A 15,839-nucleotide genomic window follows, 5' to 3' on the forward strand; every position below is an offset into this window, starting at 1 on the left:
TTGTAGACTATATTGATTACTACAACAATAAACGAATTAAGGTAAAACTAAAAGGACTCAGTCCTGTGCAATACAGAACTAAATCCTTCGGATAAATTGATTGTCTAACTTTTTGGGGTCAGTACACAGTTCGCTTGATAATATGCGTTTTTTGAATTTTATAGACTGCTCGTTTAAACTCTATTTACCTCGTACATTCCGGAGCGAGATGGACTATTAGTCGCATACAAAATGAGTACTATTCGGATTTTATTTTCGTGTACAATTTCAGCCATTCTTGTTATAATCAGCCTATAGGGATCAAGGAGGCGACTTTTATGGCTGTTTTTGTGTCTTTGGATGGAATTGTGGTAGAAGTACTTAATGTCTTTTCTTCTTTTGATGGGGATGGTGAGTTTTTCTTGTGTAAACGTCTTAAAGACAAGAGTCAGTTTGTGATGGAACGCTCTCGGTTCGAGGAGATGTTCCAACTTCAAAGTAGTCACTTGACGACGCAAGAAAAATTACAATTGTTTACCTCCGTGTTTGCTGGCCGTTATGATGTTTATGCTAAGAGTTTTATCAATGAACAAGGGAAAATTCAGTATTTTCCTTCCTATGATTATGGTTGGAAGCAGTTGCCGCCTGAAAAACGGAGTTTCCAGACATTAACGGACTCCGTTTTGAAATCTCATTTTCGTGGGGAGACAGCCATTGGTATCTTTCCTATGCACTTAGATGATAGCTGTTATTTTTTGGTACTGGATTTGGATGAAAGAGATTGGAAAGAATCCGGTTTAGCCATTCGAAGAATAGCCAGGGAACGCCAGATGGAAGCCCATTTAGAGATTTCTCGTTCGGGTCACGGACTCCATATTTGGTTCTTCTTTGAGGAATCGATTCCGAGTCAAGAGGCTCGCTTGTTTGGAAAGAAACTATTAGAATTGGCTATGCAGGAAAGTATGCAACTGTCCTTTGATTCTTTTGATCGCATGTTTCCAAATCAGGATGTTCTTCCTAAAGGTGGATTTGGTAATTTGATTGCCCTTCCTTTTCAAGGAGAAGCTTATCATCAAGGGCGAACGGTCTTTGTGGATGAACATTTTCAGCATTATGAAGACCAATGGAGGTATCTACAAGAAATCCAGAAGATTTCAACTGCTAAAGTGGCACTGTTAATCCAAGAGGAGTTAGGCAAGCAAGAATTGGATAAGGAGTTGAAGGTCGTCTTATCCAATATGATCCAACTTGAAAAATCGTCTGTGACACCCAAGACACTGTTTTTCTTGAAAAATATGGCTTCATTTTCTAATCCCGAATTTTATTTAAAGCAGGCTATGCGACAGCCAACCTATCAAATTTCTGAGCGAATGTATTTATTTGGAGAATCCGATCATTATTTATGGCTACCAAGAGGCTTGCTGTATCCATTGCAAGATAAATTTAAGCAGGTATCTGTGGAAGATAGGAGAAAGGTACAAAGGTCTATTAGAGTGGAATTTAAGGGAGCACTCACTTTTGAGCAAGAGTTAGCCCTGTCAGATATGATTTCCAAAGAAAATGGTTTACTCCATGCGGAGACTGGTTTTGGGAAGACCGTTTTAGGTGCTGATCTCATCTCTGAACGGAAGACCAAAACAATTATCCTAGTTCATAATAGGCAACTCTTAGACCAATGGCTGGATCGTTTAAACCATTTTTTGACTTTCGAAGAGGAAGAAGCTACCCGTTATACGGCATCGGGTCGTGAAAAGGTAATAGGCTATGTTGGGCAGTACGGTGGGACTAAGAAATGGCTGAGTAAACTGGTTGATGTTGTTATGATTCAATCTCTATTTAAGTTGGAAAATAGTCAAAGTCTTTTGGATGAGTATGAGATGATGATTGTGGATGAGTGTCATCATGTCTCTGCCTTGATGTTTGAAAAAGTTGTTACTCAGTTTAGAGGGAAATATCTTTACGGTTTGACGGCTACGCCTGAGCGTAAGAATGGTCATGAGCCTATTGTTTTTCAGAGAATTGGTGAGATACTCCATACTGCTGATAAGAGGGAGACGGATTTTAAACGGCAATTGCAATTAAGATTCACTTCTTTTGGTCATTTGGAAATTGAAAAGACCAAAGCAAGTAATTTTATACAGCTTAGTGATTGGATTGCTACTGACTCAGTGAGGAATCAGATGATTCTAAAGGATATTCTAGACCAAGTGGCAGAAGGGCGGAATATCTTGGTTCTAGTCAATCGAATTCAACAGATAGATTTTTTTGAAAAATTATTGAAAGAGAAAGAGGTTGATGACTGTTATATTATTAGTGGCAAAACCAAAGTCCGAGAGAGAACAAGTTTACTGGAGATATTAGAACAGCTAGATAAAGGGTTTGTATTGTTGTCAACTGGAAAATACATTGGCGAAGGTTTTGACTTGCCTCAGCTAGACACGCTTATCTTGGCAGCGCCCTTTTCTTGGAAAAATAATTTGATTCAGTACGCCGGTCGGATTCATAGAAACTACAAGGATAAGTCTTCGGTACGTATTTTCGATTATGTGGATATTCATGTTCCTTATTTAGAAAAGATGTTTCAGAAACGACAAGTAGCTTATCGAAAGATGGATTATCGTGTCATCGAGGGTGAGGAGAAACAATTCGTTTATGTTGATAGTAGATATGAGAAGGTGCTGAGAGAGGACTTGGCAGGGGAAAGACAGGAGTGTATGCTTATTTTACCTTATGTGCACCAGACAAAACTGATGAAATTTCTAAAAGAATTTAGGATTAGTCAAATTGAGATATGTATACCAGAGACGGTTGCAAATAAAGCATGGCTAGACCAGATGAAGAGCAAGAAAATTAAAGTGTCTTTTACTCAATCAAAAATAGTAACGCCTATTCTTTTGGTGAATAAGACTATTGTTTGGTATGGTGCAATGCCATTATTAGGGAAGGTAGATGAAATGACCATATTACGTTTGGAATCAGCTAGTATAGTTTCTGAACTAGTAGCAGATTTACGATAGAGAAAACTTTTAAAAATTTCTATGTATGACTTTCATTTTGCAGGAACGCGAAGTCTTGATATGTAAACGACTCAATGAGCTGGAAATCAACGGCATTCGATTGACCAAATTTAAAACTGGTGAAATTGGTATCGAATTTATCTGGATTGATACCGAAAACCCACCTCACGACACCATCGGCTGGGTAGCAAAGAAATAAAAGTCCTATCACTTTCTCCCATTTAACCTTTGACTATTCTGCAAAATTATCGTAAAATAAAGAGTAAATGATAAAATGAGGTCAGAGTCTATTTGCTCTGGCGATAGTAGTATAAATGAGGAGAAACGCTTTGGAATTAGAAGTATTTGCTGGGCAAGAAAAAAGTGAACTATCTATGATTGAGGTAGCGCGTGCTATCTTGGAACTTCGTGGTCGCGATCACGAGATGCATTTTAGCGATCTTGTAAACGAAATTCAAAACTACCTTGGAACATCAAACAGCGATATCCGCGAAGCCTTGCCTTTGTTCTACACAGAGTTGAACTTTGACGGTAGCTTCATCTCACTTGGAGACAACAAATGGGGTCTTCGTTCATGGTATGGTGTAGACGAAATCGACGAGGAAATTATCGCTCTTGAAGAAAATGATGACGATGAAGTAGCACCAAAAGCTAAGAAAAAACGTGTCAATGCCTTCATGGATGGTGATTCAGATGCCATTGACTACAATGCGGATGATCCAGAAGACGAAGATGCATACGAAGCAGATCCGGCTCTTTCATACGATGATGAAAATCCAGATGATGAGAAAAATGAAGTGGAAGCTTATGATGCAGAAATCAACGAGATTGCTCCTGATGACTTGGGTGAAGACGTGGATCTCAACGAAGAAGACGACGAGTTTTCAGATGATGATTCTGAAAACATAGAGGAATAAAAGTTAGCTATTGACAATTATCCTATTTTTAGGTATCATATTGTTCGGGCACCTCTTTTAGAGGTCGGGGCTCCCTAGTTCTTAGGGAGCTATTTTTGTTTTTTCAAGAAGTTATCTTCTTGTATTTTAGTTGTGAATCTGGTGCAGTCGTTCCAGGTTATTCTTATTAGTAGGGTCTTGTTTTCTATGTCCCCTCGTAGTCAACAAGACCTTGAGCATTTTAGAAAGAGGAATCTATGTCTACGAAATATATTTTTGTAACTGGTGGTGTGGTATCGTCTATTGGGAAAGGGATTGTGGCAGCGAGTCTAGGCCGTCTCTTGAAAAATCGTGGTCTCAAAGTAACCATTCAAAAATTTGACCCTTATATCAATATCGACCCGGGAACCATGAGTCCTTATCAGCATGGGGAAGTTTTTGTGACAGATGACGGAGCTGAGACAGATTTAGACTTGGGACACTATGAACGTTTCATTGATATCAATCTGAATAAATATTCCAACGTGACAACTGGTAAAATTTACAGTGAAGTTCTACGTAAGGAACGTCGTGGAGAATACCTTGGGGCAACTGTTCAGGTTATTCCTCATATCACAGATGCTTTGAAAGAAAAAATCAAGCGTGCCGCTCTAACTACAGACTCTGATGTCATTATCACAGAGGTCGGTGGAACCGTTGGGGATATCGAGTCCTTGCCATTTCTAGAGGCCCTTCGTCAGATGAAGGCAGATGTGGGTGCGGATAATGTTATGTATATCCATACAACCTTACTTCCTTACCTCAAGGCAGCTGGTGAAATGAAGACCAAACCAACTCAACACTCTGTAAAAGAATTGCGTGGATTGGGAATCCAACCAAATATGTTGGTTATTCGTACAGAAGAGCCAGCTGGTCAAGGAATTAAAAACAAACTGGCTCAGTTCTGTGATGTGGCACCAGAAGCCGTTATCGAATCGTTGGATGTTGAACATCTTTACCAAATTCCGTTGAATTTGCAGGCACAAGGTATGGACCAGATTGTCTGTGATCACTTGAAATTAGACGCACCAGCAGCGGATATGACAGAATGGTCAGCTATGGTGGACAAGGTTATGAACCTGAAAAAACAAGTTAAAATTTCCCTTGTTGGTAAGTATGTGGAGTTGCAAGATGCCTACATCTCTGTGGTTGAAGCCTTGAAACACTCTGGTTATGCCAACGACGCAGAAGTTAAGATTAATTGGGTCAATGCCAATGATGTGATAGCAGAGAATGTGGCAGAGCTTTTGTCTGATGCGGACGGAATCATCGTACCAGGTGGTTTTGGCCAACGTGGTACTGAAGGGAAAATCCAAGCCATCCGCTATGCGCGTGAGAATGATGTTCCCATGTTGGGTGTCTGCTTGGGAATGCAGTTGACTTGTATTGAGTTTGCTCGTCACGTTTTAGGACTCGAAGGTGCCAATTCTGCTGAACTTGCACCAGAAACAAAATACCCTATCATTGATATCATGCGTGATCAGATTGATGTTGAGGATATGGGGGGAACCCTTCGTTTGGGACTTTATCCATCCAAGTTGAAACGTGGTTCTAAGGCAGCAGCTGCTTATCACAATCAAGAAGTGGTGCAACGCCGTCACCGTCACCGTTATGAGTTTAACAATACCTTCCGTGAGCAGTTTGAGGCAGCAGGCTTTGTCTTCTCAGGAGTTTCTCCAGATAATCGTTTGGTCGAAATCGTAGAAATTCCTGAAAATAAATTCTTTGTAGCGTGTCAGTATCACCCTGAACTTTCAAGCCGTCCAAACCGCCCAGAAGAACTCTACACTGCCTTTGTGACTGCAGCGGTTGAGAACAGTAATTAGCTAAATCAGAACCTTTGAGAACAATCTCAGAGGTTTTTTGCTTGCATATTTAGGATATGAGTTGCAAAATAAAAACATAGTGATATAATTAACATAACAATACCTAAGGAGGATTTACAATGAAAAAAATCACACTATTTGGTTTGTCTCTAGCAGGTCTAGCTTTACTGGCTTTTCCTCATTCGGGGCAGGCATTTGAGCTTAAAGAAGAATGGGTTGTTAAGTGTGGAGTGCAGTATCAAGATGGCAAGATTCTTCGGTTTAACAATGGTCATGAAGTGGATATCAAAGTCTTGGATTTGCCAAAAACTGAGAAAATCGAGTGGACGGTTAGTCTCGATGGTCAAGATCAGACAGTCAATTTTCTAGGTCAAGAAAAGGACAAGTCTATGATTGGTATAGAAGGGCGTTACCTGAATTTCTATGTTCCATATGGCTATAGAGGAGATATCAAGGTAGAAGCCAAGAGCGGAAACGAAGTGAAGACCTGGTCAACGAAAGTTGTGGATGATATTCATAATGATAGTGGAAAGAGAGGTTACTATCGTATTGAAGAATCAAACAATCAATACACTTACCTCGATGCTAAATGGGATTATCAAACCAAGACTTACACTGCTACCTTACCAGAGACTGTCAATGGTCAAAAAGTATATGCTTGGGCAGACTATGACAATAGTGAGTTGAAACTTGAAAAACTAAAATCTATCAGTCACAAATATGATGGAGGAGCTTTCAAAGAACTTTATCCCATTGTAAAAGCAGAAAGCTGGCTAAAATCAAACCAAAACTGGTACTATCAAAAACAAGGTCAATTAGTGCAGAAGGACTGGGTTTATGACAAGGGAACTTGGTACTTTATGAATGATAAAGGAGTCATGTTCAATCAAACTTGGCTCTATCTAGGTGACAACTGGTATGCCTTTAAATCATCAGGAGCCATGATTGCTAGTGATTGGCTTTACGACCAAGGCAAGTGGTACTATTTATCAACTTCAGGAGCTATGAAAGCAAGCGCTTGGGTTTATGACAAGGGAGACTGGTATTATGTAAGTTCTTCTGGTGCCATGTTAGCGAATGACTGGGTCAAAGATAATGGCAAGTGGTACTATCTAGCTTCGTCAGGTAAGATGCTTCGTAATACCTACACACCTGATGGTTACTACGTTGGCAACTCAGGCGCTTGGCAATAAGAATAATACTCTTCGAAAATCTCTTCAAACCACGTCAGCTTCATCCACAACCTCAAAACACTGTTTGGAGCTGACTTCGTCAGTTTTATCCACAACCTCAAAACACTGTTTGGAGCTGACTTCGTCAGTTTTATCTACAACCTCAAAGCAGTGCTTTGAGCAACCTGCGGCTAGCTTCCTAGTTTGCTCTTTGATTTTCATTGAGTATAAGAAGTCCTTTTCCTTAAAGGAAGAGGCTTTTTACTTGCTTTTCTGCTGCTTCCTCATTTGTCCTAAAGCCTTTTTTGTGTTAAAATGAATGGTATGAAAGCTAAAAAAATGTGGATGGCAGGCTTGGTTCTGCTAGGTATTGGGAGCCTTGCCCTTGCTACGAAAAAAGTTGCAGATGACCGTAAGCTCATTAAGACTCAGGAAGAGTTGACAGAGATTGTACGAGACCATTTTTCAGCCATGGGGGAAATTGCGACCCTCTATGTTCAAGTTTATGAAAGTAGTCTAGAACGACTTGTCGGAGGGGTTATTTTTGAGGATGGCCGTCATTATACCTTTGTCTATGAAAATGAAGACCTAGTCTATGAGGAGGAAGTCTTATGATACAACCAGCAAGTTTAGAAGAATTAGCATCTTTAGTGGAAAAAGAGGGCAAGAAGGTCTTTCTTTTTGTAGCAGACTGGTGTGGCGATTGTCGTTATATCTATCCTGCTTTACCAGAAATTGAAGAAACAAATCCAGAGTTCACCTTTATTCGAGTGGACCGAGACCAGTATATGGATTTGGCTAAACTCTGGGATGTATATGGCATCCCTAGCCTCGTTGTTCTAGAAAAGGACAAGGAAATCGGTCGTTTTGTCAATCGTGACCGTAAAAGCAAGGAACAAATCAATGACTTTTTAGCAGGACTGAAATAGGAGAAAAGAGAAATAATGATTTTTACATATAATAAAGAACATGTCGGTGATGTCCTTATGGTCATCGTGAAAAATAGCGGAGATGCCAAACTAGATGTGGAACTCAAAGGCAAGGTAGCTCGTATTTTCCTCAAAGAAAACGGAGAAACAGTGGCCTGGAATATTTTCGAAGTTTCGAGTTTATTTGAAATTGTAGAGCGAGGTCAAGTCTTTTTATCCGATGAGCAAGTCGCTCGTTTGAACCAAGAATTACAAACGGAAGGTTTTGCAGAGGAAATTGTCAATGACAAGGAGCCTAAGTTTGTTGTTGGTGAAATTGTCGAGATGGTAGCTCATCCAGATAGTGACCACCTTAACATCTGCCAAGTTGCAGTCGCAAGTGACAAGACAGTGCAAATTGTTGCTGGAGCACCTAATGCGCGTGTGGGGTTGAAAACCATTGTAGCTCTTCCTGGAGCTATGATGCCCAAAGGCAATCTTATTTTCTCAGGTGAACTTCGTGGTGAAAAAAGTTTTGGCATGATGTGTAGTCCTCGTGAATTGCATTTGCCAAATGCTCCGCAAAAACGTGGTATTATTGAATTATCAGAAGACCAAGTTGTTGGAACTCCATTTGATCCAGCTAAGCACTGGACTTCCTAAGATGTTGTTAGTATCTGATACACCAGATAGAAGGAAATAAGATGGCAAAAAATGTAGTGATTACAGGAGCGACATCAGGAATCGGTGAAGCGATTGCGCGTGCTTATCTGGAGCAGGGTGAGAATGTCGTTCTAACCGGACGACGGACGGACAGATTAGAAGCCCTCAAGTCAGAGTTTGCAAAAACTTTTCCTAGTCAAAAAGTTTGGACCTTTTCATTAGATGTGACGGATATGGACATGGTAAAGACGGTCTGCTCCGATATTCTAGAAACGATAGGGCAGATTGATATCTTGGTCAATAACGCTGGACTAGCTCTAGGTTTAGCACCCTATCAGGATTATGAAGAGCTGGATATGTTGACAATGTTGGATACCAATGTTAAAGGTTTGATGGCAGTCACTCGCTGTTTCTTGCCAGAAATGGTAAAAGCTAATCAAGGTCATATCATCAATATGGGCTCAACTGCAGGAATTTACGCCTATGCTGGTGCAGCAGTTTATTCAGCCACCAAGGCAGCAGTTAAGACCTTTTCAGATGGACTGCGAATTGATACCATTGCAACAGATATCAAGGTGACCACCATTCAGCCTGGAATTGTCGAAACAGATTTTTCTACAGTGCGTTTTCATGGTGACAAAGAGCGAGCTGCGTCCGTTTACCAAGGAATAGAAGCCTTGCAATCTCAGGATATTGCAGATACAGTAGTCTATGTGACCAGTCAGCCTCGCCGTATGCAGATTACGGATATGACCATTATGGCCAATCAACAGGCGACAGGTTTCATGGTTCATAAAAACTAAAAAATTTCCTCGAAAAGTTACAAATTTCTGTAACTTTTTTTGATTTCCTGCGAATAGATAAGTAGGAGGAAGAAAATATGTATAATAAAGTTATCTTAATCGGACGCTTGACGTCTACACCAGAATTGCACAAAACCAACAATGACAAGTCAGTAGCGCGAGCGACCATTGCTGTCAACCGTCGTTACAAAGATCAAAATGGGGAACGTGAGGCAGATTTTGTCAATATGGTCCTATGGGGCAGATTAGCAGAAACCTTGGCAAGCTACGCAACCAAAGGAAGTCTCATTTCAGTGGATGGAGAATTACGTACCCGTCGTTTTGAGAAAAATGGTCAAATGAATTATGTGACCGAAGTACTTGTCACAGGATTCCAACTCTTGGAAAGTCGTGCCCAACGTGCCATGCGTGAAAATAACGCAGGCCAAGATTTGGCAGACTTGGTTTTGGAAGAGGAAGAATTGCCATTTTAATCATTAAAAAGTCTGAGTTGGTCTCAGGCTTTTTATCTTGAGAAAGTCAGACTTTTTTCTTGACTATTTCTGACCAAGTGATACAATAGAACTATGAATTAGCACTCGAGTGTAAAGAGTGCTAATAATATGTAGTTCATCATGGAGGAAATCAGATGTTGAAACCATTAGGAGACCGTGTGGTCTTGAAAATCGAAGAAAAAGAACAAACTGTTGGTGGCTTTGTCCTTGCAGGTTCAGCTCAAGAAAAAACCAAAACAGCCCAAGTTGTGGCTATTGGACAAGGTGTTCGTACCTTGAACGGTGACTTGGTTGCTCCAAGTGTTAAAGCTGGAGACCGTGTCTTGGTTGAAGCTCACGCAGGTCTCGATGTCAAAGATGGCGATGAAAAGTACATCATCGTTGGCGAAGCTAACATCTTGGCTATCATTGAAGAATAGAAGGAGAAAGTAAGTATGTCAAAAGAAATTAAATTTTCATCAGATGCCCGTTCAGCTATGGTCCGTGGTGTCGATATCCTTGCAGACACTGTTAAAGTAACCTTGGGACCAAAAGGTCGTAATGTAGTTCTTGAAAAATCATTCGGTTCACCACTCATCACAAATGACGGTGTAACTATTGCCAAAGAAATCGAATTGGAAGACCATTTTGAAAATATGGGTGCCAAATTGGTATCAGAAGTAGCTTCAAAAACCAATGATATCGCAGGTGACGGAACGACAACTGCAACTGTCTTGACCCAAGCAATCGTCCGTGAAGGCATCAAAAACGTCACTGCAGGTGCCAATCCAATCGGCATTCGTCGTGGGATTGAAACAGCAGTTACCGCAGCAGTAGAAGCCTTGAAAAACAACGCCATCCCTGTTGCCAATAAAGAAGCCATCGCTCAGGTTGCTGCCGTATCTTCTCGTTCTGAAAAAGTCGGTGAATACATTTCTGAAGCCATGGAAAAAGTTGGCAAAGATGGTGTCATCACTATCGAAGAGTCACGTGGTATGGAAACAGAACTGGAAGTTGTGGAAGGAATGCAGTTTGACCGCGGTTACCTTTCACAGTACATGGTGACAGATAGCGAAAAAATGGTGGCTGACCTTGAAAATCCGTATATTTTGATTACAGACAAGAAAATTTCTAATATCCAAGAAATCTTGCCACTCCTAGAAAGTATTCTCCAAAGCAATCGTCCACTATTGATTATTGCGGATGATGTGGATGGCGAGGCTCTTCCAACTCTTGTTTTGAACAAGATTCGTGGAACCTTCAACGTGGTAGCAGTCAAGGCGCCTGGATTTGGTGACCGTCGTAAAGCTATGCTCGAAGATATCGCTATCTTAACAGGCGGAACAGTTATCACAGAAGACCTAGGTCTTGAGTTGAAAGATGCTACGATTGAGGCGCTTGGTCAAGCAGCGAGAGTAACTGTGGACAAAGATAGCACTGTTATCGTAGAAGGTGCTGGAAATCCTGAAGCTATTTCTCACCGTGTTGCGGTTATCAAGTCTCAAATTGAAACTACAACTTCTGAATTTGACCGTGAAAAATTGCAAGAACGCTTGGCAAAATTGTCAGGTGGTGTAGCGGTTATTAAGGTCGGAGCCGCAACTGAAACTGAGTTGAAAGAAATGAAACTCCGCATTGAAGATGCCCTCAACGCTACTCGTGCAGCTGTTGAAGAAGGTATCGTTGCAGGTGGTGGAACAGCCCTTGTAAATGTGATTCCAGCCGTGACGAATTTGGAATTAACAGGAGACGAAGCAACAGGCCGCAATATTGTTCTCCGTGCTTTGGAAGAACCTGTTCGTCAAATTGCCCACAATGCAGGATTTGAAGGATCTATCGTTATCGATCGTTTGAAAAATGCTGAAGTTGGTACAGGATTCAACGCAGCAACTGGTGAGTGGGTTAACATGATTGATCAAGGGATTATCGACCCAGTTAAAGTGAGTCGTTCAGCCTTACAAAATGCAGCATCTGTAGCAAGCTTGATTTTGACTACAGAAGCAGTTGTAGCCAATAAACCAGAACCAGTAGCCCCAGCTCCAGCAATGGATCCAAGCATGATGGGCGGCATGATGTAAGCTTTCTATAGAAAACACAAAAGGAGGGAATGTCTATCTCTCCTTTTTATGATATTCACTTCTAAATAGATTTGAGCTCTCCTAACTTATATGATAAAATAAGACTAGAAAAAGGAGAAGAACATGATCGATGTAGAAGAAATTCTGAGCAAGATGAATCCCAATCAGAAGATTAATTATGACCGTGTCATGCAGAAGATGGTCCAAGTATGGGAAAAAAATGAGCAACGGCCAACCATTCTCATGCATGTTTGCTGTGCCCCTTGCAGTACCTATACCCTAGAATATTTGACCAAATACGCTGACGTGACCATTTATTTTGCCAATTCTAATATCCATCCCAAGGCAGAATACCATAAGCGCGCCTATGTTACCAAGAAATTTGTCAGTGATTTCAATGAGCGTACAGGAAATACGGTCCAGTATCTAGAAGCTCCCTACGAGCCAAATGAATACCGAAAATTAGTTAGAGGACTAGAAGAAGAACCTGAAGGTGGCGACCGTTGTAAGGTTTGTTTTGACTACCGACTGGATAAGACAGCGCAAGTGGCTATGGATTTGGGCTTTGACTACTTTGGTTCAGCCTTGACCATCAGTCCTCATAAGAATTCTCAAACCATCAACAGCATCGGAATCGATGTGCAAAAAATTTACACAACCCACTATCTTCCAAGTGATTTCAAGAAAAATCAGGGTTACAAACGTTCAGTAGAGATGTGTGAAGAGTATGACATCTACCGTCAATGTTATTGCGGATGCGTTTATGCAGCCCAAGCCCAGAACATTGATCTGGTTCAGGTTAAGAAGGATGCCACAGCGTTCTTGCTGGATAAGGATGTTGAAAAAGACTATTCCCATATCAAATTTACAGTTACAAAATTAGATATATAAGGATAAGCCCAGTTGTAAAGCTGGGTTTTTAAAATAAAAAAACCAGGGCTTTCACCCTAGTTTGACAACTTTACCGATTCTTTAGTTCTACATAGCGCTTGTACCAAATGTTTACATAGGCTTCTGAGAAAGGACCGCGTCCATTATTAATCCAATCAACAAGAATTTTGACATGTTCTTTTAAAATATAGTCCAAGTCATCAGAATAATTCATTTTGCGTTTGTGACGCTCATACTCCTCAACATCCAAGAGACGTTTTTCCCCATCTGTAAAAATTTTAACATCCAAATCGTAATCAATATACTTCAGTGCTTCTTCATCCAGATAGTAGGGGCTAGCCATATTGCAATAGTAGGAAATTCCATTATCGCGAATCATGGCAATGATATTAAACCAATATTTCTTGTGAAAGTAAACAATAGCCGGTTCTCGAGTGACCCAACGACGACCATCACTTTCGGTAACAAGTGTATGATCGTTGACACCAATAATGGCGTTTTCTGTTGTTTTTAGTACCATGGTGTCCCGCCAAGTTCGGTGGAGACTCCCATCATGCTTATAACTTTGAATTGTAATAAAGTCGCCTTCTTTTGGAAGCTTCATAACTAACCAACTTTCTACAATTTATAAGTTTATCGTTTACTATTGTACCATAAAATTGCCTGAAATCTGTGAATTTTACATGAAAATATTAAAGATATTCTCTGAGAGCGCTTGCTATATCCGAAAAATCGTAGCCCTTTCGTGCTAAAACTTGGGTTAAACGCTGTTTAAGTTCGTATCCTTCATATTTTCGGGCATACTTGGCATATTGCTTATCAAGTTCCTTGAAGATGAGTTCCTGAGTCGTTTCTTGGTCAACTTGACTATTCAACTGCTCAAAGGCAATTTTAGCATCAGAGTAGGAGAAGCCCTTGTTGGTCAGATTCTGGATAATCTTATCTTGCAAAGCACGAGCTGGAAGTTTTCCTTCATATTTCTTCAATAGTTTATTGGCTACACGTTGAGTAACTTCAGAAAAATCAAATTCTTTCAAGTTCTCTTCTATAGTAGATTTTGAAATCCCTTTTTGTGTTAGTTTCTGAGTCAGTACATAAGGCCCCTTGTCTCCTGAAAGGTGATTTGCATTGATGATAGCATAAGCGTACTGACCATCATTAATCCACTTATCCTCTTTAAGATTAGCAATGACCTGAGAAGCTATGTTTTCATCGATATCGTATTTTTTCAGATATTCTCTGACTTCTTTTTCAGTGCGAGCTTTAAAGGATAGGTGGTAGAGGGCTAGATTCTTACCATAAGAAAATTGAGCAAAGTTCTGAATCTCTTTCAATTCCTCTTCGCTTATCACCTTATCTCTCGATAACATAAAACGAACAATTGTATCTTCAGTAATGTAGCATTTGTCGCCGTTATCAAGCTCCATCAGATAGAGTCTTTTTTTCTTTTCAAGTTTTGTGATTTTCATAGTTCTATTATAACTCAAAATGTGATAAGATAGGGGTATGAATCTGAAAGTGAAACAAAAAATACCATTAAAAATCAAGCGCATGGGAATTAATGGTGAGGGAATCGGCTTTTACCAAAAAACGTTAGTCTTTGTACCTGGAGCTTTAAAAGGAGAAGATATCTATTGTCAGATTACTTCTATTAAACGTAACTTTGTTGAAGCGAAATTATTAAAGGTCAACAAGAAGTCTAAATTTCGCGTTGTGCCAGCTTGTACTATTTACAATGAGTGCGGAGGCTGCCAAATCATGCACCTGCATTATGATAAGCAGCTGGAGTTCAAGACGGACTTGCTTCATCAAGCGCTGAAAAAATTTGCCCCTGCAGGATATGAAAATTATGAAATCCGCCCGACGATTGGTATGCAGGAACCAAAGTACTACCGTGCTAAGTTACAATTTCAGACTCGAAAATTTAAGAATCAGGTCAAGGCGGGCTTATATGCACAAAACTCTCACTATTTAGTAGAGTTGAAAGATTGCCTAGTACAAGACAAGGAAACCCAAGTGATTGCTAATCGTCTAGCAGAATTACTTACTTATCACCAGATTCCAATCACAGACGAGAGGAAAGTCCTAGGTGTCCGTACTATTATGGTTCGACGAGCAAGGAAGACCGGACAGGTTCAGATTATTATTGTTACAAATCGTCAGCTTAATTTAACCCTGCTGGTAAAAGATTTAATTAAAGTTTTTCCAGAAGTTGTGACAGTAGCTGTTAATACAAATACAGCTAAAACCAGTGAGATTTATGGTGAAAAGACAGAGATTATCTGGGGAGAAGAGAGTATTCAAGAAGGTGTACTCGACTATGAATTCTCACTATCCCCTAGAGCTTTCTATCAGTTAAATCCTGAACAAACAGAAGTCCTCTATAGCGAGGCAGTAAAAGCGCTAGATGTTAGTAAAGAAGACCATTTGATTGACGCTTATTGTGGAGTTGGAACGATTGGATTTGCCTTTGCAAAGAAAGTTAAAACACTCAGAGGTATGGATATTATTCCAGAAGCTATTGAAGATGCTAAGCGAAATGCTAAAAGAATGGGATTTGATAATACACATTACGAAGCAGGAACAGCAGAAGAGATTATTCCTCGATGGTATAAGGAAGGTTACAGAGCAGATGCACTGATTGTGGATCCACCGCGTACAGGTCTGGATGATAAGTTGTTAGACACTATTCTTACCTATGTGCCAGAAAAAATGGTTTATATTTCATGTAATGTTTCAACCTTAGCACGGGATTTGGTGCGTTTGGTAGAAGTCTATGATCTTCATTATATCCAGTCGGTCGATATGTTCCCACATACCGCTCGAACTGAAGCTGTTGTAAAGCTGATAAAAAAGAGAAAAAGCATAGTGTTTAAAGAGTTTAATATTGGGCTGAAATAGTCAAATTAAAAAAAGTCGAAAAAAATTAAAAAAATAGAAAAAAAGTAGTTGACAAAAAATAAAAATGCTGTATAATAGTAAGAGTTGAAAATAACAACTCTGGTCCGTTGGTCAAGGGGTTAAGACACCGCCTTTTCACGGCGGTAACACGGGTTCGAATCCCGTACGGACTATGGTATGTTGCAGATAAAAT

At 40.1% G+C, this 15,839-nt stretch carries 18 protein-coding genes and 1 tRNA gene; 16 read left to right on the forward strand and 3 right to left on the reverse strand.

Features of this window, described 5'->3' with window-relative positions; translation table 11 throughout:
• From FJR73_RS09965 to FJR73_RS09990, 6 genes are all read left to right on the forward strand, one after another.
• Positions 1-95, forward strand: a 95-nt coding sequence (locus FJR73_RS09965) for an IS3 family transposase (RefSeq protein ID WP_140834408.1), incomplete at its 5' end; no start/stop codon positions are given.
• A 222-nt stretch (positions 96-317) separates the two neighbouring features.
• The gene (locus FJR73_RS09970) at positions 318-2,996 is read left to right on the forward strand and encodes a DEAD/DEAH box helicase family protein (RefSeq protein ID WP_140834707.1); all 2,679 of its coding nucleotides are present in this window, start codon (positions 318-320) and stop codon (positions 2,994-2,996) included.
• A gap of 25 nt (positions 2,997-3,021) precedes the next feature.
• Positions 3,022-3,195, forward strand: coding sequence for a hypothetical protein (locus tag FJR73_RS09975; RefSeq protein WP_140834709.1), 174 nt, complete (start codon positions 3,022-3,024; stop codon positions 3,193-3,195).
• A gap of 130 nt (positions 3,196-3,325) precedes the next feature.
• The gene (gene rpoE, locus FJR73_RS09980) at positions 3,326-3,913 is read left to right on the forward strand and encodes a DNA-directed RNA polymerase subunit delta (protein WP_031227756.1); all 588 of its coding nucleotides are present in this window, start codon (positions 3,326-3,328) and stop codon (positions 3,911-3,913) included.
• 236 nt (positions 3,914-4,149) lie between these two features.
• Positions 4,150-5,757, forward strand: coding sequence for a CTP synthase (locus FJR73_RS09985; RefSeq protein ID WP_140834712.1), 1,608 nt, complete (start codon positions 4,150-4,152; stop codon positions 5,755-5,757).
• 119 nt (positions 5,758-5,876) lie between these two features.
• Positions 5,877-6,950 (forward strand): N-acetylmuramoyl-L-alanine amidase family protein, encoded by a 1,074-nt coding sequence (locus FJR73_RS09990; protein WP_181146641.1) that lies wholly within the window; start codon positions 5,877-5,879, stop codon positions 6,948-6,950.
• A gap of 24 nt (positions 6,951-6,974) precedes the next feature.
• On the opposite strand, the gene FJR73_RS10485 is transcribed toward FJR73_RS09990, so the two are convergent.
• A complete protein-coding gene (locus FJR73_RS10485; RefSeq protein ID WP_235888739.1) occupies positions 6,975-7,151 on the reverse strand; it encodes a hypothetical protein in 177 nt (58 codons plus the stop codon).
• A 93-nt stretch (positions 7,152-7,244) separates the two neighbouring features.
• On the opposite strand from FJR73_RS10485, the gene FJR73_RS10000 reads away from it, so the two are divergent.
• The 8 genes from FJR73_RS10000 (at position 7,245) to FJR73_RS10035 (ending at position 12,745) form a co-directional block, all read left to right on the forward strand.
• Positions 7,245-7,544, forward strand: coding sequence for a DUF4651 domain-containing protein (locus FJR73_RS10000; RefSeq protein ID WP_140834714.1), 300 nt, complete (start codon positions 7,245-7,247; stop codon positions 7,542-7,544).
• Entirely contained in the window at positions 7,541-7,858 is a 318-nt protein-coding gene (locus tag FJR73_RS10005) for a thioredoxin family protein (protein WP_140834716.1), read from the forward strand. The genes FJR73_RS10000 and FJR73_RS10005 overlap by 4 nt, the downstream gene beginning before the upstream one ends.
• Before the next feature lie 15 nt (positions 7,859-7,873).
• On the forward strand, positions 7,874-8,500 hold the full coding sequence (gene ytpR / locus FJR73_RS10010) for a YtpR family tRNA-binding protein (protein ID WP_140834718.1): 627 nt from the start codon (positions 7,874-7,876) through the stop codon (positions 8,498-8,500).
• A gap of 41 nt (positions 8,501-8,541) precedes the next feature.
• Positions 8,542-9,303 (forward strand): SDR family NAD(P)-dependent oxidoreductase, encoded by a 762-nt coding sequence (locus FJR73_RS10015; RefSeq protein ID WP_140834721.1) that lies wholly within the window; start codon positions 8,542-8,544, stop codon positions 9,301-9,303.
• A gap of 77 nt (positions 9,304-9,380) precedes the next feature.
• Positions 9,381-9,776, forward strand: a complete 396-nt coding sequence (locus tag FJR73_RS10020; RefSeq protein ID WP_000282442.1) for a single-stranded DNA-binding protein — start codon at positions 9,381-9,383, stop codon at positions 9,774-9,776.
• A gap of 155 nt (positions 9,777-9,931) precedes the next feature.
• Positions 9,932-10,216: a co-chaperone GroES gene (groES, locus tag FJR73_RS10025; RefSeq protein ID WP_140834723.1), complete on the forward strand. Its 285-nt coding sequence runs from the start codon at positions 9,932-9,934 to the stop codon at positions 10,214-10,216.
• A gap of 15 nt (positions 10,217-10,231) precedes the next feature.
• Positions 10,232-11,854 carry a chaperonin GroEL gene (gene groL, locus FJR73_RS10030; protein WP_140834725.1) on the forward strand — a complete coding sequence of 541 codons (1,623 nt, stop codon included), beginning with the start codon at positions 10,232-10,234 and terminating at the stop codon, positions 11,852-11,854.
• Positions 11,855-11,977: 123 nt separating this feature from the next.
• Positions 11,978-12,745, forward strand: a complete 768-nt coding sequence (locus tag FJR73_RS10035) for an epoxyqueuosine reductase QueH (protein WP_000567567.1) — start codon at positions 11,978-11,980, stop codon at positions 12,743-12,745.
• Between the two features lie 70 nt (positions 12,746-12,815).
• Here the strand turns inward: FJR73_RS10035 and FJR73_RS10040 are convergent, their stop codons facing one another.
• A complete protein-coding gene (locus FJR73_RS10040; RefSeq protein WP_000775316.1) occupies positions 12,816-13,349 on the reverse strand; it encodes a DUF402 domain-containing protein in 534 nt (177 codons plus the stop codon).
• Positions 13,350-13,437: 88 nt separating this feature from the next.
• Positions 13,438-14,214, reverse strand: coding sequence for a recombination regulator RecX (recX, locus tag FJR73_RS10045; protein ID WP_140834727.1), 777 nt, complete (start codon positions 14,212-14,214; stop codon positions 13,438-13,440).
• A 37-nt stretch (positions 14,215-14,251) separates the two neighbouring features.
• Here recX and rlmD point away from each other — a divergent pair, with 37 nt between their 5' ends.
• Together rlmD and FJR73_RS10055 are read left to right on the forward strand one after the other, a co-directional pair.
• On the forward strand, positions 14,252-15,646 hold the full coding sequence (gene rlmD / locus FJR73_RS10050) for a 23S rRNA (uracil(1939)-C(5))-methyltransferase RlmD (protein WP_140834729.1): 1,395 nt from the start codon (positions 14,252-14,254) through the stop codon (positions 15,644-15,646).
• 101 nt (positions 15,647-15,747) lie between these two features.
• A tRNA-Glu gene (locus FJR73_RS10055) sits at positions 15,748-15,819 on the forward strand.
• The last annotated feature ends 20 nt before the right edge of the window (positions 15,820-15,839 follow it).

It is taken from the genome of Streptococcus sp. D2 (genome assembly GCF_006385825.1).
Lineage (GTDB): Bacteria > Bacillota > Bacilli > Lactobacillales > Streptococcaceae > Streptococcus > Streptococcus shenyangsis.